Below are 23,252 nucleotides of genomic sequence, written 5' to 3'. Positions count from 1 at the left end.
CGCTGCGACACCTGTCCACGGTTTCTGGGCGCCGGTGACAGCTGCTGTTCTTCAAGGCGCTCCAGTCCGTAGCCAATGATTGACGCCACCTCACGGGAACTCATATACTTCGGATGGCAGTGTGTTTATCATCCGTCGTAGCCGCTCAACCGCGCCCGCCGCCCAATCAAACCTTTAACGTAGAAGGGACTCCTCATGGCCATCCGTAACGGCACGCCTGATCACGACACGCTGGATGGGAGCCTGGGCGGAAACGTCGATGACGTCCTGACCGGTGGCCTCGGCAACGATCTCTACCTGTACGCCCTTGGCACGGGTAACGATGTCATTACCGACACGGGCGGTGTCGATACGCTCCAGCTGGATGACCCCAATGGTCTCTATCGTGGCTGGAACTTCTACCGCAGCGGCAACCACCTGGTCATCGACTTCTTTGGGCAGGGGCAAATCACCGTCACCGATCAGTATCTCGGGGCGCCGATGGTCGAGAACCTGGGCTTTCAGGATGGCGGCACGCCGTTCGTCTTTTCCAATTCGCTGGCCGGTTCACCCGGAAATGACGTCCTCATCGGAACGGCGTCTGGCGAGTCGATCGACGGTGGTGGTGGCGATGACCTGATCTTCGGCAACGAGGGCAATGACACCCTCTACGGAGGCGACGGCGATGATGACATCTCCGGGGGCAGCGGCAACGATTTCCTCTACGGAGGCGACGGCGACGACAACTTCGACGGCCAAGGCGGACAGAGCATCATCGATGGCGGCGGGGGGAATGACGAAGTCGAGTACCTGCTCGAGCCCGCCGGCGTAGTAATCAACCTTAGCGGAGCAACGCAGAACATCTCTGGGCACCTGCTGGCCGATGGACGCGCTTTGCACGCCGACGGGGTGACCGAAGACACGCTGACCAGCATCGAGGGCGCGACCGGCTCGAACTCTGCCGACGTTTTCTACGGCGGAGCGGGTTATCGAAGCTTCAACGGCGGCCCAGGCAACGACACCATCGTCGGTGGAACGAATGCCAGTTCCTGGGTTTTCGTCGATCACTGGGACGTTCCCCAGGGAGTGATCGTCAACCTGAGCAATGCTGGCATTACGGTCATGGGCGTCAGTGTCGCCAGTCAGACCGAACGCGACGGCCACGGGGACACCGACACCTTTGTTCTCGCTGCGGGTGGCATCGGCGTCAACGGTTCCGTCCACAATGACTACATCCGTGGGCGGGACGGCAGCGGCACCTGGATGGATGGTCACGCCGGCAACGACACCCTTGAAGGGGGCGCTGCCACGGACACTGCCGGCTACAGCGACGATCAGGAAGAAGGCGGAATCTACGGGGCGATCGTCAATCTTTCGGCAGCGAGCATCACGGTCGCCGGTGTCACCGGTCGTGCAGGCAACGTCACCGTTGGTGCGAACCAGGCACGGGATTGTTACGATGGCACCGACACGCTGATCAGCATCGAAAACGCCGGCGGCTCGGACTTCAACGATTATCTGGTCGGTTCCAGCGGCGCCAATTCCCTGGGCGGAAATCGTGGCAACGACACCTTGAGCGGCGGTGCGGGCAACGACTATCTGGATGGCGGCACCGGTGACGACGCAGCCGTTTTTTCTGGCAATTTTGCCGACTACACCATTACCGTGGTCAACCTCAACAGCGGACGGTTCACGGTCACCGACAGTGTCGGCGGTCGTGACGGCAGCGATCTGCTGAACTCGATCGAGTATTTTCGCTTTGCCGATGGCAACAGGCCTGCCGGCTCCTTGTCGGTGGACCCGAAGGGAACCTATCTCGCCACTTCCGCCAACGACCCGGCCAGCGCTCCGACCACCCTGTTGCTGTCCGACCTTGGCATCCAGGCCGGCGATGTGATCACGCTGTCAAGATCTGGCGCCTATCAGGCCGGGGTCGGCTTCAGCGATTCCATTACCGGGCTGCTGGCGGTGTTTTCCGGGCCCGGCGGCATTCTGCCCGCGGAGGTGTTCATCGGCGCCATCTCGCTGCCGCAGGCCGCGACGCAAGTCCAGACGGACATCGCGCAGGATTTCGCGGTCTTTGGTTCCGGGGTCACCACCGTCAAGGTTCCTGTCGGTGCGACGAGCATCCTGTTTTCGCCCAACGACAGCTTCTTCAGCGACAACACGGATCCGGACGGCAACTTCCGGGTGAGCATCCGCTTGCGCGATGGGACTACTTCCTACGCGGGCAGCGACCAGCTCTTCGGGACCAGCGCCGCCGATAGCCTGGCTGGCGGTGCCGGTGGCGACACGCTGATCGGCGGCGCCGGCAACGACACGCTGGATGGCGGTGCCATCACCGACCTGGTCGGCGGTGCCGACTTCAATCTGGCGAGCTACCAGTCGAGCCCGGCCGGAGTCAACGTCAACCTGGGCCAGGGTGCAGGCTTGGGCGATGGTTCGGCGACGGACGGTTACGGCGACACCGATATCCTCAGAAACGTCAATTACATTCGTGGTTCGGACTCGGCCGATACCGTCACCGGTAGCACGGCCCTGGTTCTGGAGCAGTTCGAAGGCGGTCTTGGGAATGACACTCTGGATGGCGGAGCCGTCACCGACACCCTGAACCAGAACAACAACAACCGTGTCAGCTACCAGAACGCATCGGGCGCCGTCACCGTGAGCCTCAAGCTTGGAACGGCCAGCGGTGCCGCAGGCAACGACTCCTTGCTCAACTTCACCCAGATCCGTGGCTCAGCCTTCAACGACACCCTGGAAGGAAGTAACGGCACGACGTTGACCGAACGCTTCGAGGGACTGGCGGGCAACGACTCCATCGACGGTGGTGGTGGCCTCGACAACGTCGCCTATGATCGCTCACCGACCGGTGTGACCGTCAATCTGTTCCTGGGGATTGCCAGTGACGGTTTTGGCGGAAGCGATTTCCTGACCAACATCGAAGGTATTCGGGGTTCGGCCTACAACGACTCACTGACCGGCGGCAAGGCTGCCAATGGCGTCAGTGTCGGCGACGGGCTGCAGGAAATCTTCCTGGGTAACGCGGGCAACGACACCATTGACGGCGGACAAGGCTACGACCGGGTGGACTACACCACAGCGACGACCGGTGTGACCGTGACACTCAATGACACCGTGGACGGCAGCGCCAGCGATGGTCAGGGCGGTACGGACGTATTGCGAGGCATCGAGGGCGTTCGAGGCTCGCCTTTCAGCGACACGCTGACCGGCAGTGACAGCGCCGTCTTTGAGTCCTTTGAAGGCCGCGAAGGCAACGATGTCATCAACGGGCAAGGCGGTGTCGACCGCGTCGACTACCAGAACAGCACGGCCGGTGTCACGGTGAATCTGACGTTGCCAACCAGTCTCGCGAGCGACGGCCATGGCGGCGGCACCGACATCCTGACGAATATCGAGAACGTGCGCGGCTCGCGCAATTTCAACGACAGCATTGTCGGCAGCGGTGGCGACAACAAGCTGGAGGGGCTCGGGGGCAACGACGTGCTCGAGGGTGGTGGCGGCAACGACACGCTGCTCGGTGGTGCGGACGCCGATACACTGATCGGTGGCGCCGGCAACGACACGATTGACGGTGGAGTCGTCACCGACCGCGTCGCGTATGGCAGGGACAACAATAGGGTCACCTACTCTTCGTCGACAGCAGGGGTCAACATCGATCTTTCGGGTATTACCGGCGACGGCAGTGCCGGTTCCGGCACGGCGACTGATGGCTTGGGTGGTACCGACACGCTGATCAACGTCAATATCGTCGTCGGTTCGGCACACGACGACACCATCAAGGGGAGCAGCGCGCTGATCTTCGAGGTGTTCTACGGTGAAGCGGGCAATGACACGATCGATGGTGGTCTGGTCACGGATACCCTGAACGGGGACAACACCAATGCAGTCGAGTACGGGAGCGCCGGTGCCGCCGTGAATGTGCATCTGGGGAACGTGACGGACACCGCCAACGTGGGTACGGCCACCGGCGGCGCAGGCGATGATGCGTTGTTCAACATGAGCCAGGTACGCGGTTCCGCCTACGCCGACACCCTCACCGGCTGGAACAATGCGAACCAGACCGAGCAGTTCGAAGGGCGGGGCGGGAACGACACCATTGACGGCGGGGGCGGCTTCGATCTGGTCCGCTTCTTCTCGGCGGTTGCCGGCGTCAGCGTCAACCTGAAGAATGGTGTGGCGACGTCCCTCGGAGCAGACGCTGGCATCGGCATCGACACGCTGTCGAACATTGAAGGGGTCCGTGGCTCCTTCCATGCCGACAGCCTGACCGGGGGCAACAGCGTCAACGATGGGATCGAGTTCTTCATGGGTATGGACGGCAACGACACCATCGATGGGGGTACCGGCTATGACCGTGCGGAATACACCCTCAGCCGGGCAGGAGTCACCGTCATCCTCGGTGGTGCCGGCAACGGCAGTGTCACCGGCGACGCGAGCACCGGTACCGACCTCCTGATCAGCATCGAGGGCGTCAGGGGTTCAAGCTACAACGACAGCCTGACCGGCAGTAGCGACGCAGGCATCGCGGAAACCTTTGAAGGGCGCGAAGGCAACGACACGATCAACGGCATGGGTGGCACGGACCGGGCCATCTACCTCGCATCGAGGGCGGGCGTCGAGGTCAATTTGGGCACCGGTGTGGTCAGTGATGGATATGGCAACACGGATACCCTGAGCAATATCGAAGACGTCATCGGTTCGCGCGACTTCAATGACACAATCACGGGCAGCACGGCCAACAACAGGCTCGAAGGGCTGGGTGGGAATGACACCCTCGACGGCGGTGCCGGCAACGATACCCTCGACGGTGGCGAAGGCAACGACACCCTCTGGGGCGGTAGCGGTGCCGACAGCCTGACTGGTGGAGACGGCTCCGACCAGTACTACGTTGACCACGCCGGCGACAGCGTCACCGAAACCAACGCCAACCCCGCCACCGGAGGCGCCGACCAGGTCTTCAGCTCGCTCGCCGCCTACACCCTCGGCGCGAACGTCGAGAACGGCCGCATTCTTGCCGCCGGCATCGCCAGCCTCACCGGCAACGGCCTCGACAACCTCCTGTACGGCGGCAGCGGCAACAACCTGCTTGACGGCGCCGGCGGCAACGACACCGCGAGCTACCTCTATGGCGTCAGCAGCGGCGTCAGCGTCAGCCTCGCCATCGCCGGCGCACAGGCGACCGGCGGTTCCGGCAGCGACACCCTGGTCGGCATCGAGAACCTCAGCGGCTCGATCCATGCCGACACGCTGACCGGCGACGGCAACGCCAACCGGCTCGAAGGCGCCAACGGCAACGACACCCTGGCCGGTGGCGCCGGTGACGACACCCTCGACGGTGGCCTTGGTGCCGACAGTCTGGTCGGTGGTGATGGTTCCGACCTCTACCACGTCGACCACGCCGGCGACAGCGTCAGCGAGACCAACGCCAATCCCGCGATCGGCGGCACCGACCAAGTCTTCAGCACCATCGCGGCCTACACCCTCGGCGCCCACGTCGAGAACGGGCGCATCCTCGCCACCGGCGCCGCCAACCTCACCGGCAACGCCCTCGACAACCGCCTCGACGCCGGCACCGGCGCCAACCTCCTCGACGGCGCCGGCGGCAACGACACCGTCAGCTACCTCCACGGCGCCAGCAGCGGGGTCAGCGTCAGCCTCGCCATCGCTGGCGCCCAAGCGACCGGCGGCTCCGGCAGCGACACCCTGATCGCCATCGAGAACCTCGGCGGCTCGACTTGGGACGACACCCTGCGCGGCGACGGCAACGCCAACCGCCTGAGTGGCGCGCAGGGCAACGACTTCCTCGATAGCGGTGCCGGCAACGACACCCTCGACGGTGGCGCCGGCAACGACCGCCTCTGGGGCGGCACCGGTGCCGACAGCCTGATCGGCGGTGACGGTTCCGACTCCTATTACGTCGACCACACCGGCGACAGCGTCAGCGAAACGAACGCCAACCCCGCCACCGGCGGCACCGACCAGGTCTTCAGCACCCTCGCCGCCTACACCCTCGGCGCCCACATCGAGAACGGCCGTATTCTCGCCACCGGCGCCGCCAACCTCACCGGCAACGGCCTCGACAACCTCCTCGACGCCGGCACCGGCGCCAACCTCCTCGACGGCGCCGGCGGCAACGACACCCTCAGCTACCTCTATGGCGCCAGCAGCGGTGTCAGTGTCAGCCTTGCCATCCTCGGCGCCCAGGCCACCGGCGGCTCCGGCAGCGACACCCTCGCCGGAATCGAGAACCTCGCCGGCTCCACCTACGACGACACCCTCACCGGCGACGGCAACGCCAACCGCCTCAGTGGCGCGCAGGGCAACGACTTCCTCAACGGCGGTGCCGGCAACGACACCCTCGACGGTGGCGCCGGCAACGACCGCCTCTGGGGCGGCACCGGTGCCGACAGCCTGCTCGGTGGTGACGGCTCCGACTTCTACTACCTCGACGACGCCGGCGACAGCGTCACTGAGACCAACGCCAACCCGGCAACCGGTGGCACCGACCAGGTCCTCAGCTACCTCGCCAGCACCACCCTCGGCGCCCACATCGAGAACGGCCGCATCCTCGCCACCGGCGCCGCCAACCTCACCGGCAACGCCCTCGACAACCTCCTCGACGCCGGCACCGGCAACAACCTCCTCGACGGCGCCGGCGGCAACGACACCGTCAGCTACCTCTATGGCGCCAGCAGCGGCGTCAGCGTCAGTCTCGCCATCCTCGGCGCACAGGCCACCGGCGGTTCCGGCAGCGACACCCTCGCCGGCATCGAGAACCTCAGCGGCTCCATCTACGACGACACCCTCACCGGCGACGGCAACGCCAACCGCCTCACCGGCGCGCAAGGCAACGACTTCCTCAATGGCGGTGCCGGCAACGACACCCTTGACGGCGGCGCCGGCAACGACACCCTCTGGGGCGGCACCGGTGCCGACAGCCTGACTGGCGGCGACGGCGCCGACCTCTACTACGTCGACCACGCCGGCGACAGCGTCAGCGAGAGCAACGCCAATCCCACCACCGGCGGCATCGACCAGGTCTTCAGCTACCTCGCCGCCTACACCCTCGGCGCCCACATCGAGAACGGCCGCATCCTCGCCACCGGCACCGCCAGCCTGAGCGGCAACGCCCTCGCCAACCTCCTCTACGCCGGAACCGGCGCCAACGCCCTCGACGGTGCCGGCGGCAACGACACCGCCAGCTACCTCTACGGCGTCAGCGGCAGCGGCGTCACCGCCAGCCTCGCCAGCGGCGCCGCCACCGGCGGCTCCGGCAGCGACACGCTCACCGGCATCGAGAACCTCGTCGGCTCGGCCTACGCCGACACCCTCAGCGGCGACGGCGGTGCCAACCTCCTCAGCGGCGGCAACGGCAACGACACCCTCAGCGGCGGCCTCGGCGCCGACACCTTCCGCTTCGACACCCTGCCGAACGCCGCGACCAACCGCGACACGATCAGCGACTTCAACGTCGTCGACGACACGATCGAACTCGAGAACGCCATCTTCAGCTCGCTGCCGAACGGCCCGCTGGCCGCCGCCTCGTTCCGCTCCGGCGCCGGCATCACCACCGCCGCCGACGCCGACGACTACCTCATCTACGACAGCACCAGCGGTGCGCTCTACTACGACGCGAATGGCAACACGGGCGCCGGCCCGGTGCAGATCGCCATCCTCGGTAGCGCGCCGACGTTGAGTCATCTCGACTTCGTCGTCGCCTGAGCGCAGATGGGTGAACCTTGAATGTTCCCGCTTCCCTCGCGCCGCAACAGTCTGCGACCGGCACTGGCGTGTCCTTCTAGGTCACAAGAGGTTGCCCTTCCCACTTTTCAACACGTTGGCACTGGCCAACCAGAGCGCCAGATCGTTGCGACCTGCTCACCGAAAGACTGACCATGTTCAAGCACCTTGTTTTCATCGATAGCCGAGTTGCAGACTACCCAGCGCTAGTTGCTGGTTTGAATGCCGACACTGAATGGGTGCTGCTCGATGATGACAAGGATGGCGTGCTGCAGATGCAGGCCGTGCTGGCCGATCGGCGCGACCTCGCATCGATCCGCATCCTGGAGCACGGTCGGTCGGGCGCGCTGAGGATCGGTTCAGGGGAACTCACGTGCGAGATGCTCGCTTCCCATGCGGCCGAGCTCGCGGCGATCGGCAGGGCGCTCGGCGGGGACGGCGATGTGCAGATCTACGGCTGCGAGGTAGGCCAGGGTGAAATGGGCCGTGCTTTCGTGCAGGCTCTGGCGGAAGCCTTCGGAGCGCATGTGGCGGCTTCTTCCATGCCGGTTGGCCATACCGATTTGGGTGGAGAGTGGCAACTCGACATCGGCCAGTTCTGCACCCCGCAACTAAACCTGGACCACTGGCATGGCCGGCTGGGTCTGGTCATCACCCCGCTGACCCGTTCTTATCCCGGCCATAGCAGTGGTGAAATCCGAAATCCAAAATCTTTCCTGATTGGCAATAATCCTCAGCAATACGTACCCATGGGTTCCCGAGCGCGCTAGACTGTACAGACATACAGCTCTAGGCGAAAGGATCCCGTCATGGCAATGAACCGAATTCAGTTTCAACCGGGTCTGTCGATGCCCGACTTTTTCGCACGGTACGGAACGGAAGCCCAATGCGACACGGCGCTCGTGGAGGCACGCTGGCCGGACGGCTTTCGCTGCCCGTGCTGCGGTGGCTCGGCCCATTGCGTGCTGCGCGCAGGCAGCCGCAAGCTGTTCCAGTGCAACGCCTGCCGACATCAGACCTCGCTGATTGCCGGTACGGTCTTTCAGGGCACGAAGCTCAGCCTGACGATCTGGTTTCTGGCCATCTACCTGATCAGCCAGGCGAAGACTGGGTTGTCCGCGCTCGCCCTCAAGCGGCAGTTGGGCGTCAGTTACCCAACGGCGTGGCTGATTCAGCACAAGTTGATGAACGCCATGGCCAAGCGCGAAGAGCGCTACGTTCTCGAAGGGCAGGTCCAAGTCGATGATGCCTACCTTGGAGGCGAGCGCAGCGGCGGCAAGGCCGGTCGTGGCTCCGAGAACAAGATCCCTTTCGTCGCCGCGCTCTCGCTCACCGACGACGGGCATCCCTTGCGCGTCACGCTCTCGCCGGTGCCCGGCTTCACCCTCAAGGCCATCGCGGCCTGGGCCAAAACGCATCTGGCTCCGGGCAGCACCGTGTCTTCTGATGGTCTGGCCTGCTTCACTGCCGTCACCGAAGCCGGGTGCATCCATCAGCCAACCGTCGTCGCCGGACGAAAGCCGAAAGACTTGACGGAGTTCCAGTGGATCAACACCGTCCTGGGCAATCTCAAGACCAGCCTGACCGGTAGCTATCATGCATTCAACTTCCGGAAGTATTCCGCTCGATACCTGGCGGCATTCACCTACCGCTTCAACCGTCGACTCGACCTCAGCACTTTGCATCAGCGGCTCCTCGTCGCCGCTGCTCGCTGTGACGCCCACCCCGAGCACACGATTCGCTTGGCTGAGACTCATTGCTAATCAGGAGAAGCTTTACCTTGAGCAATTTCTGTGCCTATTAATCCAAATGAGGACACACTGACGCGCCGTCAGTGGCCTGGAGATCGTTGGCGCGTATCGACGTTCGAGTTTCGCCACGTACGAGGATCTGCGGGACTCTGCGCGACCGCAGGTTCTATGTCGTTTCGTGTGGAAACCCGCCGTAGCCGCCGGGTCCGAATGGGATCCGCCCGAAGCGCTAATACGCTCAGGGGCTTGGGGCTGGTCGCAGCTGTCTGCAGCGCGCTCCCGAGCCCGTCGGGCGGCGAGGACTTCCCCGCCGTCGTTGCCGGAAAACTCACTCACTTGCCCACCCCGCCGTTTGCCCAGATGGCCCCCGTTCCACACAAGACGGAGTAAACCCTGGTTTTCTCAGGATAATAATAGTCGGCACCACGGCATCCCGAAAACCGTTCGCACGGCTCTTGGTTCAAACTTTAGATTCATCTGCTCAGATCGCCTCCAGAGCCAGCGCCTTGGTCCCCGTGATTAAGTTCCTGAACGTGAAGATATTTTCTGCAAACATCGCTCATTGTATTCCTTTTTGGGGCTTCGTATCAATGGCAGTCCTATCAGCATTGCTTAGTGGCTGCTCCAAACCGGCAGCCTCGTTGCTCGATCTAAGCTGCGACGCGAGATGTGAAAATCTATATATAACCATTTCGACACCTGCTGGCGGCACTATTTCGACCGTGCTTAACGCAGCCAGTCGCGCATGGAATCACATAGTTACAACAGAAGGCGTGAACCTTTCCTATTTGTCCGGTGAAACCAGTAACGATCTCGTCGCAACTAATGGAAGTGAAGTCTTGTCGGTGAATTTCAACGACCGATCGTACCAGACTTTATACCAGCACACAGCGGAAGTTTTTTACCCCACAAAAAGCGACGGTTGTTTGTATTTTAGCGAATCCACGACTAGAGCGCACGGCGCCAGAAATCCGGATCAGGGCAGAATACTCTGGAAATTCGACCCAGCCGACAACGCGTTGCTACAGGGGTTACGACCGTGGGTCGCCTATCAAATTGGCAGACCATTCATAATAAGTCATGAATGGATCTATCTAGACCTTATTCTGCCTAGCAAATCGCTGGCAAATTCCGAAGATTCGCCCGCGGCTCACTCTTACCATGCACTTAAAAGCTTTTCTGCATATAGATTCAATCTCAAGTCTGCTTTTTCTGCCGAGGTCAGTCAGGAAGTACTGGTCAACGGACGGGTTTTTCCTGGCAGGATGCTGGCGGAGCAAATCAGCCTTGACAAAGGCGGCAACTATATAGCGTTCTATTCATTATCAGATTCGCCCAGTCGCTGGATCGTTTACGATACGAAGCTAAAATCGTCTGTGGTTTCGGTCACTTCCAAAGGAAGAGATCGCTTAGTGGTATCCCCCGATGGCAGCAAGTACGCCCATGTTTTAGCCAAAGGTAGCTCCATCGATGTTTCGATTGGAGACCTACCGGGCAGCAGTCAATCCGTAGGTTTCTCAATATCAATAGAAAAGATAAGAAAAGCGATTATTGAAAGGAAGTAAAAATGAGCATTAACTGGTTCACAGTGGTTCGACCGATCAGTGATAAATATTATTTCATACCCACTTATGGAAACTACGGCGGCCCTGGTTATACCGGAGGACAAGTTAAGGGAACGAATTTCTCTATTCCCCCTGTTGATGCGTTGGACGACCTGTTTCGTACTCACGACCAGAGCTATGGGGCTGTTTATTCGCAGTACCCGGCTGGTACGGACCCACGGCTGTTTACGCAGACAGACAGGAATGCCCTCGCTGCCGCGGATATTGCAGTGATCAAGGGAATCTTAGCGCTTACGCCAGAGCAGCTTTCCACTAACGATTCTCAGGCCTACGCCGGAGCCGTTATCTATGCCTTTATTAACACCAATATCAAGGAGGTTTACGGGGCGGGCGCATTGCTTAGCCAAGAGGACGAGCGGATATATAAGCAATTCGCCAAGGTCAGTTTTCTCAATGGATTTTTGACAAATCCGGATAATGTTGCTGAGGATCTCCTAGACGGAGTCGGGCTGCTCGCGTTGTTGGCTGAAAATTCCCCGCAAGCTGCTACCGATTTACTGCTCTTCGTTTTTCGCAAAGCCATAGATCTTGCGGTCGACCTCGCAACGGGTGCCAGGATCGTCACGGAAGCAGCCTTGTCGCTCATCGCCGATGGTGTTGTGCTGGCGGTCGATATGGCTGTGACACTCACAAATTCCATCGTTGAGGTTGCAGACGGTGTCGCAACTGCGGCGGTGCTTGTTGGACAGGCAGCCATCGAGTTTGTAGAGGCTGGAGTTGTGCGGGCGGCTGAGGTGCTTGAGGCAATCACCCAGAGTATCATCGATATTGCAAACTGGACTACCGATGCCGGTGTTCTTATTGGGAAACTGGCCGTAGAATTCGCTCAAGCCGGTATTGCGGAAGCTAAAGAGATAGTTGAAACGATTACAAATTCCATCGTTGAGGTTGTAGACGGTGTCGCAACTGCGGCGGTTCTTGTTGGACACGCAGCCATCGAGTTTGTAGAGGCTGGAATTGTGCGGGCGGCTGAGGTGCTTGAGGCAATCACCCAGACTATCATCGATATTGCAAGCTGGACTACCGATGCCGGCGTTCTTATTGGGAAAGTGGCCGTAGAATTCGCTCAGTCCGGTATTGCGGAAGCTAAAGAGATAGTTGAAACGATCGCGCAAGCTATAATAGATGGTATTGACGACGCTGTTGCTGCCAGGAACGCGATGGCAAGTGTGATAGCCGAGTTCCTAACGAGTCGCTATTACGATTCCAAAGAATTCTTGAACTCTTTTCTTGGCGATGTGGGCGATTGGTTTGGTGACCCTGATCTATGGGATAAGGCCGCATCTGCCGTGGCGGAGATCCTGGACCTCAGGCTATCTTCGGTGAACGACGTCGCGCGTTTTGTGACCGACATCGCTGCGCTTTATGGCAGTGCGAAGGCTTCGACCTCGCCGCTTGTCCTCGACTTGGATGACAGTGGTACGATAGAATTGGTAAGCCTCGCAGCCTCGCACACCTACTGGGACATCGATAACGATCAGTTTGCCGAACATTCCGGATGGGTTACCGGGGGTGACGGAATTCTTGCCCTCGATCACAACAGCAACGGAGTCATCGATAATCATTCTGAGCTGTTCGGCACCGCGACGTTTAACGGCTTTGACGTGCTGCTCCGCTATGATGAAAACAGGGACACGGTGATCGATCCCAGCGATCCCGTTTTTCACGAGCTCAAAGTATGGGTCGATTTAAGCGAGAATGGCGTATCGGAGTCCAGCGAGCTCCACGGCTTGGCGGCTCTGGACATTGTCTCCATAAGTCTCGGCGCCTCTCCCGTTAGCTACGTCAATCAAGGTCACCGTGTCAGCCATGCATCGACCTTTGTCGTGAGCACAGCGAGCGGGCCAGATGCGCGCATCGTTCAAGATGTTTGGTTCAACCATGACAACGTTAACACGATTTACGTCGGAGATTATCAACCGGATCTGCGAGCGTTTTTGGTTCCCATATTGCGCGGCTACGGTACGCTGCCGAGTCTTCATGTAGCCATGTCGTCGGATAATACCGCTGAAGGGAGTCTGCTCAGCTTGGTGAGAGATTTCTCGTCGCAAGCGTTGTCGCGCGTATTCACCGATGATTCAACAGCCCTCGAGGCAGTGAAGGCGATTCTCTTCCGTTGGGCCGGCGTTGACGGTCTCTCCCCGACGAGCCGCGGCCAGAACATCGACGCGCGGGAACTCGGGTTTCTCGAGCGGCTCATGGGAGAGGAGTTCAGGCAACTCGGATCCTATTCGGATCCCTACTACTTCTCCGCGGAGTTCCTCAAGGAGGCCTTTGACCTTGCCTTGAAGAACTTCGCTGCGCGCCTGATCGCGCAGAGCGGCGGCGCCAGCCTGTTCGTCGGTAACTGGTTTTACAATGTGGCGACTGACGGCTTTTCCGGCATCACCGGCTTGAATCCCGCGACGCTTGCCGAGCTCACCACGCTGGCGGCCACGTCGACCAGTAAAGACGTTTTTTGGCGCAACGTCGTCGGCGTCATCGAGAGCGTGGTCGGCGTCGCGCAGCTTTCCAGCGCGGACAGAGCCACGCTGGAAGGCGCGATCCAGAGCAGTGACGGCTCGTTGTCGCTGGCCACGATTCTGGCCATGCTCGAATGGGACGACGGCGGAACGACCCTTTGGTCGGGTGGAGCGCTGGATGACCTCCATACGGGAGGCAGCGGCAAGGATTCCATCGACGGCTCCTATGGCAACGACACGCTGAACGGGGGCGGCGGCGCCGACATCATCGATGGATCGGCGGGTGACGACATCCTTGACGGGCAGTCGGGCGACGACCTGCTCTACGGTGGAAGCGGCAATGACATCTATAAGTACTCGGCAGGCCAGGGATGGGATACCTTTGAAGAGTACGGTGCTGATTCGGGAGACGAGATCGTCTTCGGGTCAGGGATCGCCCTGGGCGACCTGGTGATCACCCGAGCGTCGAACGATGACCTGCGAATCGACATAGCCAGCGCCGTGGGAAGCGGCCGAATAATAATCAGTGAACAGTTCAATACGGACACGCAGATCGAGACGCTGCGATTTGCCGATGGATCCACCTATGCCTTGACCGCACCAAGCTATGCGCTGCGGGGGACAGCGGCGAGCGATACGCTTTACGGCGTGACCTACGGGGGCAGCGGCGAGGACACCATCTTTGGTGGTGCCGGGGACGACCGCATCTGGGCCGCTGCCCCGAACTTCAGCGATAGCAGTCCGAATTCTCTACACGGCGAGAGCGGCAGCGATACTTTGGAAGGGAGTACGGGCGCAGACACGCTTTCGGGGGGCGATGGAGATGACTGGTTGATCGCTTGGGGCGGGGATGACACCTACGTCTACTCGGAGGGCAGAGACGTGGTGCGGGATTTTGGAGGAGCGTTCGATGTGATCGAACTGGCCTCGGGAGTCGTCGCGGGGGACGTCAGCTACTACCGCACGGGTTCGAAAGATTATGTGATTGCAGTTGCAGGCCGCGGCAGCATTACCATCGAAGGGTTTTACGAATACGGAGGCCAGCGTCAGGTTGAACTGCTCCGCTTTTCTGACGGAACGACTGTCAGTCTGCCGGGCATTTTGCCATCGGTGGTGTATGGTACGGCCGACGATGACTACCTACTGATATCGGGCTTGGGCGCCGACGGGACGATTTACGGTCGGGCGGGAAACGACTTCATGGCTGTGACCGCCGGATCGGGAAACGACAGGCTCTTCGGTGGCGATGGAAACGATACGCTCAGAGGCGGATACGGTGACGACTCGTACGAAGGCGGCACCGGCGATGACCTGACCGAGGACAGCGACGGCGGTGACGACGTGCATCTCTATGAGTCGGGGCGCGACACGGTTTACGACAGGGGGGGTACGGATACTTTGCGGCTCGCGGGCGACGCCGACATCAACGACGTAGCGTTCATTGATCTGGGCAGTCATCACCGGATTTTGATCAGGCCGGGAGTCGATGAAATCCTGTTGCAGGATGTGGATTACCACGAGGTGTATCGAATTGAAAGGATCGCCTTTGCTGACGGTTTTTCCACGGCACTGACCACCTGGCGGTCGTGGATCACCGGGACATCGGCCGGTGAGACGCTCAGCGGAGGTATCGACAGCGATACGATCGTCGCCAAGGCGGGCGATGATACGGTGACTGGCGGTGGCGGGGCTGATGCCATTCACGGTGGCCAGGGTCACGATGCTCTCGATGGCGGAGAGGGATCGGATCTGGTGTTTGGCGGTTCAGGACGGGACTCACTCGACGGCGGCGCCGGCAATGACACGCTCGACGGTGGATCCGGCAACGACACCCTGTGGGGCGGCCTCGGCGCCGACAGCATGAGCGGTGGTGACGGCAACGACCGCTACTGCGTCGACGACGTTGGCGATAGCGTCATTGAAACGAATGCCGACGCCGACACTGGCGGCACCGACCAGGTCGACAGCTCCCTCGCCGTCTACACCCTCACGCCCAACATCGAGAGCGGCCGCATTCTCTCGGGCGGCGTCGCCAGCCTCACCGGCAACAGCCTTGACAACCTCCTCTACGCGGGCCGTGGTGACAACCTCCTCGGCGGCGGGAGTGGGATCGACACCGTCAACTACCTGTATGGCGCCGACGTCAGCGGTGTCAGCGTTAGCCTCGCCGTCGCCGGCGCACAGGCGACCGGCGGCTCGGGCAGCGACACGCTCAGCAGCATCGAGAACCTCACGGGCTCCGCCTACGCCGACACCCTCGCCGGCGACGGCGGGGCGAATGTGCTCAACGGCGCGCAGGGCGACGACAGCCTCGACGGCGGTGCCGGCAACGACACCCTCGACGGTGGCGAAGGCAACGACCGCCTGTGGGGCGGTAGCGGTGCCGACAGCCTGACTGGTGGCGACGGCTCCGACCAGTACTACGTTGACCACGCCGGCGACAGCGTCACCGAAACCAACGCCAACCCCGCCACCGGCGGCACCGACCAGGTCTTCAGCTCGCTTGCCGCCTACACCCTCGGCGCGAATGTCGAGAACGGCCGCATTCTTGCCGCCGGCATCGCCAGCCTGGCCGGCAATGACCTCGACAACCTCCTGTACGGCGGCAGCGGCAACAACCTCTTTGACGGCGCCGGCGGCAACGACACCGCGAGCTACCTCTATGGCGTCAGCGGCGGCGTCAGCGTCAGCCTCGCCATCGCCGGTGCGCAGGCGACCGGCGGTTCCGGCAGCGACACCCTGGTTGGCATCGAGAACCTCAGCGGCTCGATCCACGCCGACACGCTGACCGGCGACGGCAACGCCAACCGGCTCGAAGGCGCCAACGGCAACGACACCCTGGCTGGTGCTGCCGGCGACGACACCCTCGACGGCGGCCTCGGCGCCGACAGCCTGATCGGTGGCGACGGCTCCGACCAGTATTACGTGGATCATGCCGGTGACCGCGTCACGGAGACGAATGCCAGCCCCGTCAGCGGCGGCACCGACCAAGTCTTCAGCAGCCTCGCGGCCTACACCCTCGGTGCCCACATCGAAAACGGCCGCATTCTCGCCACCGGCGCCGCCAACCTCACCGGCAACGCCCTCGACAACCGCCTCCACGCCGGCAGCGGCGCCAACCTCCTCGACGGCGCCGGCGGCAACGACACCGTCAGCTACCTCTACGGCGCCGCCAGCGGGGTCAGCGTCAGGCTCGCCATCGCTGGCGCGCAGGCCACCGGCGGCTCCGGCAGCGACACCCTGATCGCCATCGAGAACCTCACCGGCTCGACCTACGACGACACCCTGCGCGGCGACGGCAACGCCAATGTCCTCAGCGGCGCCGGTGGCAACGACTTCCTCGATGGCGGTGCCGGCAACGACACCCTCGACGGTAGCGCCGGCAACGACCGCCTCTGGGGCGGCAGCGGTGCCGACAGCCTGATCGGTGGCGACGGCTCCGACTCCTATTACGTCGACCATACCGGCGACAGCGTCAGCGAGACCAACGCCAACCCCGCCACCGGCGGCACCGACCAGGTCTTCAGTTACGCCGCCGCCTACACCCTCGGCACCCACATCGAGAACGGCCGCATCCTGGCGACTGGCGCCGCCAACCTCACCGGCAACGCCCTCGACAACCTCCTCGACGCCGGCACCGGCGCCAACCTCCTCGATGGCGCCGGCGGCAACGACACCGTCAGCTACCTCTACGCCGTCAGCGGCAGCGGCGTCAGCGTCAGCCTCGCCCTTGCCGGCGCGCAAGCGACCGGCGGCTCCGGCAGCGACACCCTCGCCGGAATCGAGAACCTCAGTGGCTCCACCTACGACGACACCCTCACCGGCGACGCCAACGCCAACCGCCTCAGTGGCGCGCAGGGCAACGACTTCCTCAATGGCGGTGCCGGCAACGACACCCTCGACGGCGGCGCCGGCAACGACCGCCTCTGGGGCGGCAGCGGTGCCGACAGCCTGCTCGGTGGTGACGGCTCCGACTCCTATTACGTCGACCATACCGGCGACAGCGTCAGCGAGACCAACGCCAACCCCGCCACCGGCGGCACCGACCAGGTCCTCAGCTACCTTGCCAGCACCACCCTCGGCGCCCACGTCGAGAACGGCCGCATCCTCGCCACCGGCGCCGCCAACCTCACCGGCAACGCCCTCGACAACCTCCTCGACGCCGGCACCGGCAACAACCTCCTCGACGGCGCCGGCGGCAACGACACCGTCAGCTACCTCTATGGCGCCAGCAGCGGCGTCAGCGTCAGTCTCGCCATCCTCGGCGCACAGGCCACCGGCGGTTCCGGCAGCGACACCCTCGCCGGCATCGAGAACCTCAGCGGCTCCATCTACGACGACAGCCTCACCGGCGACGGCAACGCCAACCGCCTCACCGGCGCGCAAGGCAACGACTTCCTCAATGGCGGTGCCGGCAACGACAGCCTCGACGGCGGCGCCGGCAACGACACCCTCTGGGGCGGCACCGGTGCCGACAGCCTGACTGGCGGCGACGGCGCCGACCTCTACTACGTCGACCACGCCGGCGACAGCGTCAGCGAGACCAACGCCAATCCCGCCACCGGCGGCATCGACCAGGTCTTCAGCTCGCTTGCCGCCTACACCCTCGGCGCCCACATCGAGAACGGCCGCATCCTCGCCACCGGCGCAGCGAGCCTGAGCGGCAACGCCCTCGCCAACCTCCTCTACGCCGGCGCCGGCGCCAACCTCCTCGACGGCGCCGGCGGTAACGACACCGTCAGCTACCTTTACGGCGTCAGCGGCAGCGGCGTCACCGCCAGCCTCGCCAGCGGCACCGCCACCGGCGGCTCCGGCAGCGACACGCTGGTCGCGATCGAGAACCTCGTCGGCTCGGCCTACGCCGACACCCTCGGCGGCGACGGTGGTGCCAACCTCCTCAGCGGCGGCAACGGCAACGACACCCTCAGCGGCGGCCTCGGCGCGGACACCTTCCGCTTCGACATGCTGCCGAACGCCGCGACCAACCGCGACACGATCAGCGACTTCAACGTCCTCGACGACACGATCGAACTCGAGAACGCGATCTTCAACTCGCTGCCGAACGGCCCGCTGGCCGCCACCTCGTTCCGCTCCGGTGCCGGGGTCACCGCCGCCGCCGACGCCGACGACTTCGTCATCTACGACACAAACACCGGCGCGCTCTACTATGATGCCGCCGGCAACGCCGGCGCCGGCCCCGTGCAGATCGCGACGCTCACCGGCATCCAGGCGCTGACCAGTGCCGACTTCTTCATCACCTGAGGAGGCCGATGCGCAGCACGTTGTTCCATCACGCCCGCGCAGCGCGCGACCATGCGCCCCGCTGACCTGGTCGCAGCGGGCGAGGGCGCGCCCGCTGCCGCAGCCGACAGCCCCTGGGCCGCCCTGCGCCAGACACCGCTCGACGCCGGCCTGTGGCTCGCACTCGCGCGCGACTACCAGCGGCACGAACTGCCGTGGCAGGCCGCCTGTGCTGCCCGTCAGGGACTGCGCAGAGACCCCGGCGTACGCGCCCAGCTCGACGCTCTGGCACTCGGTGACCGGCACGACCCGGCCACGGGCGACGCCCGACTCGGCCCACCCCGCTTGGCGCCCGCCGCCGCCAAGCTTGGCTCCTCGGTGGACGCGCCACTCGCCGCCGCCGACCGAGCGACCCGCTCGGACGCACCGCTTGCCGACATCGCCCTCGAACCGACCCCGTACAACGGCGGCACGACCACCCTGCAGGCCCTCTGGATGGGCGTTCCGGTCGTCCCCCTGGCAGGCGAAAACTTCGTCGGCCGCACCGGCGCGAGCTTCCTCGCCAGCAGCGGACAGCACGACCGGATCGCCACCGACGCCGCGGCCTGCGTCGCCATCGCCGCCCGACTCGCCGCCGAAGCGGCGCCGCCATTCTCCCAGCCAGTGACCCCGGAGCCGCGATGAACCCCGATCCGCACGACCCCCGCCTGCCCGATCCGCACGACGCGGCCGCAGCCCGGCAACCGGCGCTCGACATCAGCACGTCACGGCAGTTCGCCGCCTGGCTCGCCGAACAGCAGCTCTCGCTCGCGCTCACCACCTACCAGATCGGCAAACTGTTCCTGATCGGCCGCAAGCCCGAAGGCGAACTGTCGATCTTCGAACGCAGCTTCAACCGCTGCATGGGGCTGTGTGCGACCGCCAACGGCCTCTACCTCAGCAGTCTCTACCAGGTCTGGCGCTTCGAGAACGTCTTTACCGCCGGCGAACAGCAGGACGGCTACGACCGCCTCTACGTACCGCAGGTCGGCTACACCACCGGCGACCTCGACATCCACGACCTGGCGGTCGATGGCGACGGCCGGCTGGTCTTCGTCAACACCCTCTTTGGCTGCCTGGCGACGCTCTCCGAGACGCACAGCTTCAAGCCGCTGTGGCGGCCGCGGTTCAGCAGCCGGCTGGCCGCCGAGGATCGCTGCCACCTGAACGGCCTGGCGATGCAGGACGGGCGTCCGGCCTACGTCACGGCGGTCAGCCAGTCCGACGTCGTCGACGGCTGGCGCGACCATCGTGCCGACGGCGGCGTCGTCATCGACGTCGCCAGCGACGAAGTGATCGCCGGCGGCCTGTCGATGCCGCATTCGCCGCGCTGGTACCGCGACCGGCTGTGGCTGTTGAACTCCGGCAGTGGCGAGTTCGGCTACGTGGACCGCGCCGCCGGCCGCTTCGTGCCGGTGACCTTTTGTGCCGGCTACCTGCGCGGCCTCGCGTTCCACGGCGACTTCGCGCTCGTCGGGCTGTCGAAGCCGCGCCACAACCGGACCTTCAGCGGCCTGCCGCTCGACGACCGCCTGCAGGCGCACGGCGCCGAGGCGCGCTGCGCCGTGCAGGTGATCGACCTGCGCCGCGGCGACATCGTGCACTGGCTGCGCTTCGAGGGCGTCGTCGACGAACTCTACGACGTCGTCACGCTGCCCGGCGTCCGCCGGCCGATGGCGCTGGGGTTCAAGACCGACGAGATCCGGCGGGTGCTGAGCATCGAGGGGTAGCGCCGGTCAGCGCGGCGCCGGCGGCCGGGTGAGCAACTGCACCAGTTGATCGACGGCATCTGCCAGCGACACTTGCGCCGTGTCGATGCTCAGATCGGGCTGCTCGGGCGCCTCGTAAGGGGAGGACACGCCGGTGAACTCGGCCACTTCGCCCCGTCGCGCCTGACCGTAGAAGCCCTTCGGGTCGCGTGCTTCGCACACGGACAGCGGCGTGCTGACATACACCTCGAGAAAACTCTCGGCGCCGATGATCTGGCGTGCGGCACTGCGGTCAGCGCGATAGGGCGAAATGAAAGCCGTGATCACGATCAGGCCAGCGTCGTTCATCAGCCGCGCGACCTCGGCAATCCGCCGGATATTCTCGCTGCGATCTGCCGGCGAGAACCCGAGGTTGCGGTTGAGGCCATGGCGAACGTTGTCGCCATCGAGCACGTAGCAGGCGTGCTCGCGGTCATGCAGCGCACGCTCGAGCGCGAAGGCCAGCGTCGATTTGCCAGCGGCACTCAGACCGGTCAGCCAAAGGGTGCGCGGCGCCTGTCCAAGGAGCTCTGAGCGCTCGGCACGGCAAACGTGGCCGGTGTACCAGACGACATGAGGGCGGGATTCCCGGGTCATTGCCTATTCAAAGCCTCACTCGTTGGTGCCACAGGCGAGGGCGGCCGGTGGTTGGTTGTGGTTTGTCCTTGTCCCTCATTTGGTCGTGGAGATCCTGGTAGCTTGGTCTATGATTACTTTGCTACGGTCCGGAATCGGGGGATTTTACATGCCTGCCATCGAACTTTCGAACATCGCTGCTGGAACTGGCGGTTTCGTCATCAACGGCGAGTGCGCGGGTGACCAAAGTGGCTACAGCGTCGCTGGCGCGGGCGACGTCAACGGCGATGGCTTGGCCGATTTCATCGTCGGGGCTCCCGAGAGCGACCCTGCCGCGGGCAGCGATGCCGGGCGTAGCTATGTCGTCTTCGGCAAGCTCGACAGCGCTCCCGTCGAGCTGTCCGCGATCGTTGCTGGATCCGGCGGGTTTGTCATCAATGGCCGTCTCGCAAACAATCATAGTGGCTCCAGCGTTGCTGCTGCGGGTGACATGAACGGTGATGGTCTGGCCGATCTGGTACTGGCCGCGCATGGTGTGTGGGGTGCCTTCGGCGTCGTTGCACGCAGCTATGTCGTGTTTGGCAAGACGGATACGGCTGCCGTTGACCTTTCGACGATTGCCGTTGGTAACGGTGGCTTCGTGCTCACGGGGCGGACGGCTGAGACCCCGTGGAGCGTTGCCAGTTCCGGTGACGTCAACGGCGATGGACTGTCCGATCTGATCGTCGGTACCACATTGGATGGGTTCTTCGACCGGGGCTGGCGCGCTTACATTGTGTTTGGTGGAAACGGCGCCGCCCTCGTCGATCTCTCCACGATTGCTGGTGGCGGAGGCGGATTCATCATCGACGGTCCGGGCGACGCGACTGACAGGATCAGCGTTTCTGGCGCCGGCGATTTCAATGGTGACGGTCTTGCCGACCTGATCGTCGGAACCTATGCGGGCAGTATCAGCTACGTCGTCTTCGGCAAGACAGGAGGCGCAACCGTCAACCTGACGGATCTGGCCACTGGGAGCGGTGGCTTCGTCATCGAAGGCCAGCATCCCGGGCGCAGCGGCATCAGCGTCGCAGCGGCGGGCGACGTCAACGGCGACGGCCTCGCCGACGTCATCGTCGGTGATTACGGCAGCCCGGTGTTTTCCAATCGCGCGGGGCACAGCTATGTCGTTTTCGGCAGGACCGACAGCGGCGGCGTAGAGCTGTCGACGATTGCCACCGGCGCGGGCGGCTTCGTGATCAACGGCCAATGCGCAAGGGATTACAGCGGCCAGAGCGTCGCCGGCGCCGGCGACATCAACGGGGACGGGCTCGCCGACCTGATCGTCGGCGCGCCTTACGGCGACCCGGCAGCGGGTTCGTTTGCCGGTTGGAGCTACGTGATCTTCGGCAGCACCAGCGGTGTCTTGGCGCAGACCGCCGTCGACCAGTTTGGCAGCGCCGGGGCCGACACGCTGACGGGTTCAGCGGCCAGCGAGACACTCGTCGCCGGCGCCGGCGACGACGCGTTAATTGGCAACGGTGGTGCCGACGTCCTGCACGGCGGTGCCGGTGACGACACCTTCTTCATCAACGCGAGCAACGTCGCTGCGCTGAGCAGCACCATCAGCGGCGGGCAGTTGGCCAGGCTCGACGGTGGCAGCGGGCTCGACACGCTCGCTTTGTCCGGTAGCCCCGTCGTTCTCGACCTGACGGCCATCGCCAAGCAGGGTGGCAGCACCCCCGGCAGCGCGTCGCGCCTCGAAGCGATCGAGCGGATCGACCTCACGGGTAGCGGCAACAACATCCTGCGACTCGTAGTCGCGGATGTCCTCGATCTCACCGACATGAACCGCTTCAACAACGCGACCGGCTGTGGCTGTTGAATTTCGGCAGCGGGGTGCTGAGTATCAAGGGGGCGGGGAGGGTGGTGGGTCGGTCAGTGCGGGTGGCCGGGGGCAGCCAGCGGCGCCCGGGCCGGGAACCGGCGGGGGCCGACCAGCGGGCCGATGGTCTGGCCGGCGACGGATGGGGTAGGGCGCCGGGTTTCCGGCAGGGTTTCTTGATTGATTGGCAATGGATTTCGGAG

At 63.6% G+C, this 23,252-nt stretch carries 11 protein-coding genes; 8 read left to right on the top strand and 3 right to left on the bottom strand.

The annotated features are described in order from the left end of the window. Nucleotides 1-195: 195 nt before the first annotated feature. The 4 genes from V5B60_RS20750 to V5B60_RS20735 all read left to right on the top strand — a co-directional run bounded on the left by V5B60_RS20750 (nucleotide 196) and on the right by V5B60_RS20735 (nucleotide 11,059). Nucleotides 196-7,725 (top strand): hypothetical protein, encoded by a 7,530-nt coding sequence (locus V5B60_RS20750; protein ID WP_332349847.1) that lies wholly within the window; start codon nucleotides 196-198, stop codon nucleotides 7,723-7,725. A gap of 173 nt (nucleotides 7,726-7,898) precedes the next feature. Next, nucleotides 7,899-8,513, top strand: coding sequence for a DUF4347 domain-containing protein (locus V5B60_RS20745; RefSeq protein WP_332349845.1), 615 nt, complete (start codon nucleotides 7,899-7,901; stop codon nucleotides 8,511-8,513). A 39-nt stretch (nucleotides 8,514-8,552) separates the two neighbouring features. Continuing rightward, nucleotides 8,553-9,506, top strand: coding sequence for an IS1595 family transposase (locus V5B60_RS20740; protein WP_332349844.1), 954 nt, complete (start codon nucleotides 8,553-8,555; stop codon nucleotides 9,504-9,506). Between the two features lie 503 nt (nucleotides 9,507-10,009). Then, a complete protein-coding gene (locus V5B60_RS20735) occupies nucleotides 10,010-11,059 on the top strand; it encodes a hypothetical protein (RefSeq protein ID WP_332349842.1) in 1,050 nt (349 codons plus the stop codon). 554 nt (nucleotides 11,060-11,613) lie between these two features. On the opposite strand, the gene V5B60_RS20730 is transcribed toward V5B60_RS20735, so the two are convergent. Continuing rightward, nucleotides 11,614-12,234: a hypothetical protein gene (locus tag V5B60_RS20730; protein ID WP_332349840.1), complete on the bottom strand. Its 621-nt coding sequence runs from the start codon at nucleotides 12,232-12,234 to the stop codon at nucleotides 11,614-11,616. Nucleotides 12,235-12,432: 198 nt separating this feature from the next. Next, on the bottom strand, nucleotides 12,433-12,786 hold the full coding sequence (locus tag V5B60_RS20725; protein WP_332349837.1) for a hypothetical protein: 354 nt from the start codon (nucleotides 12,784-12,786) through the stop codon (nucleotides 12,433-12,435). A 363-nt stretch (nucleotides 12,787-13,149) separates the two neighbouring features. On the opposite strand from V5B60_RS20725, the gene V5B60_RS20720 reads away from it, so the two are divergent. From V5B60_RS20720 to V5B60_RS20710, 3 genes are read left to right on the top strand one after another with little or no spacing between them, the layout of a single operon-like run. Then, the gene (locus V5B60_RS20720; protein ID WP_332350669.1) at nucleotides 13,150-18,843 is read left to right on the top strand and encodes a calcium-binding protein; all 5,694 of its coding nucleotides are present in this window, start codon (nucleotides 13,150-13,152) and stop codon (nucleotides 18,841-18,843) included. A 51-nt stretch (nucleotides 18,844-18,894) separates the two neighbouring features. Next, nucleotides 18,895-19,506: a hypothetical protein gene (locus V5B60_RS20715; protein WP_332349835.1), complete on the top strand. Its 612-nt coding sequence runs from the start codon at nucleotides 18,895-18,897 to the stop codon at nucleotides 19,504-19,506. Continuing rightward, nucleotides 19,503-20,591: a TIGR03032 family protein gene (locus V5B60_RS20710; protein WP_332349833.1), complete on the top strand. Its 1,089-nt coding sequence runs from the start codon at nucleotides 19,503-19,505 to the stop codon at nucleotides 20,589-20,591. The genes V5B60_RS20715 and V5B60_RS20710 overlap by 4 nt, the downstream gene beginning before the upstream one ends. 6 nt (nucleotides 20,592-20,597) lie before the next feature. Here V5B60_RS20710 and cysC read toward each other — a convergent pair whose 3' ends face one another. Then, a complete protein-coding gene (gene cysC / locus V5B60_RS20705) occupies nucleotides 20,598-21,206 on the bottom strand; it encodes an adenylyl-sulfate kinase (protein ID WP_332349831.1) in 609 nt (202 codons plus the stop codon). Between the two features lie 148 nt (nucleotides 21,207-21,354). Here cysC and V5B60_RS20700 point away from each other — a divergent pair, with 148 nt between their 5' ends. Further along, entirely contained in the window at nucleotides 21,355-23,049 is a 1,695-nt protein-coding gene (locus V5B60_RS20700; protein ID WP_332349829.1) for an FG-GAP-like repeat-containing protein, read from the top strand. The last annotated feature ends 203 nt before the right edge of the window (nucleotides 23,050-23,252 follow it).

This window comes from Accumulibacter sp. (assembly GCF_036625195.1).
Classification (GTDB): domain Bacteria; phylum Pseudomonadota; class Gammaproteobacteria; order Burkholderiales; family Rhodocyclaceae; genus Accumulibacter.
This window is presented reverse-complemented; position numbering and strand designations above follow the sequence as displayed.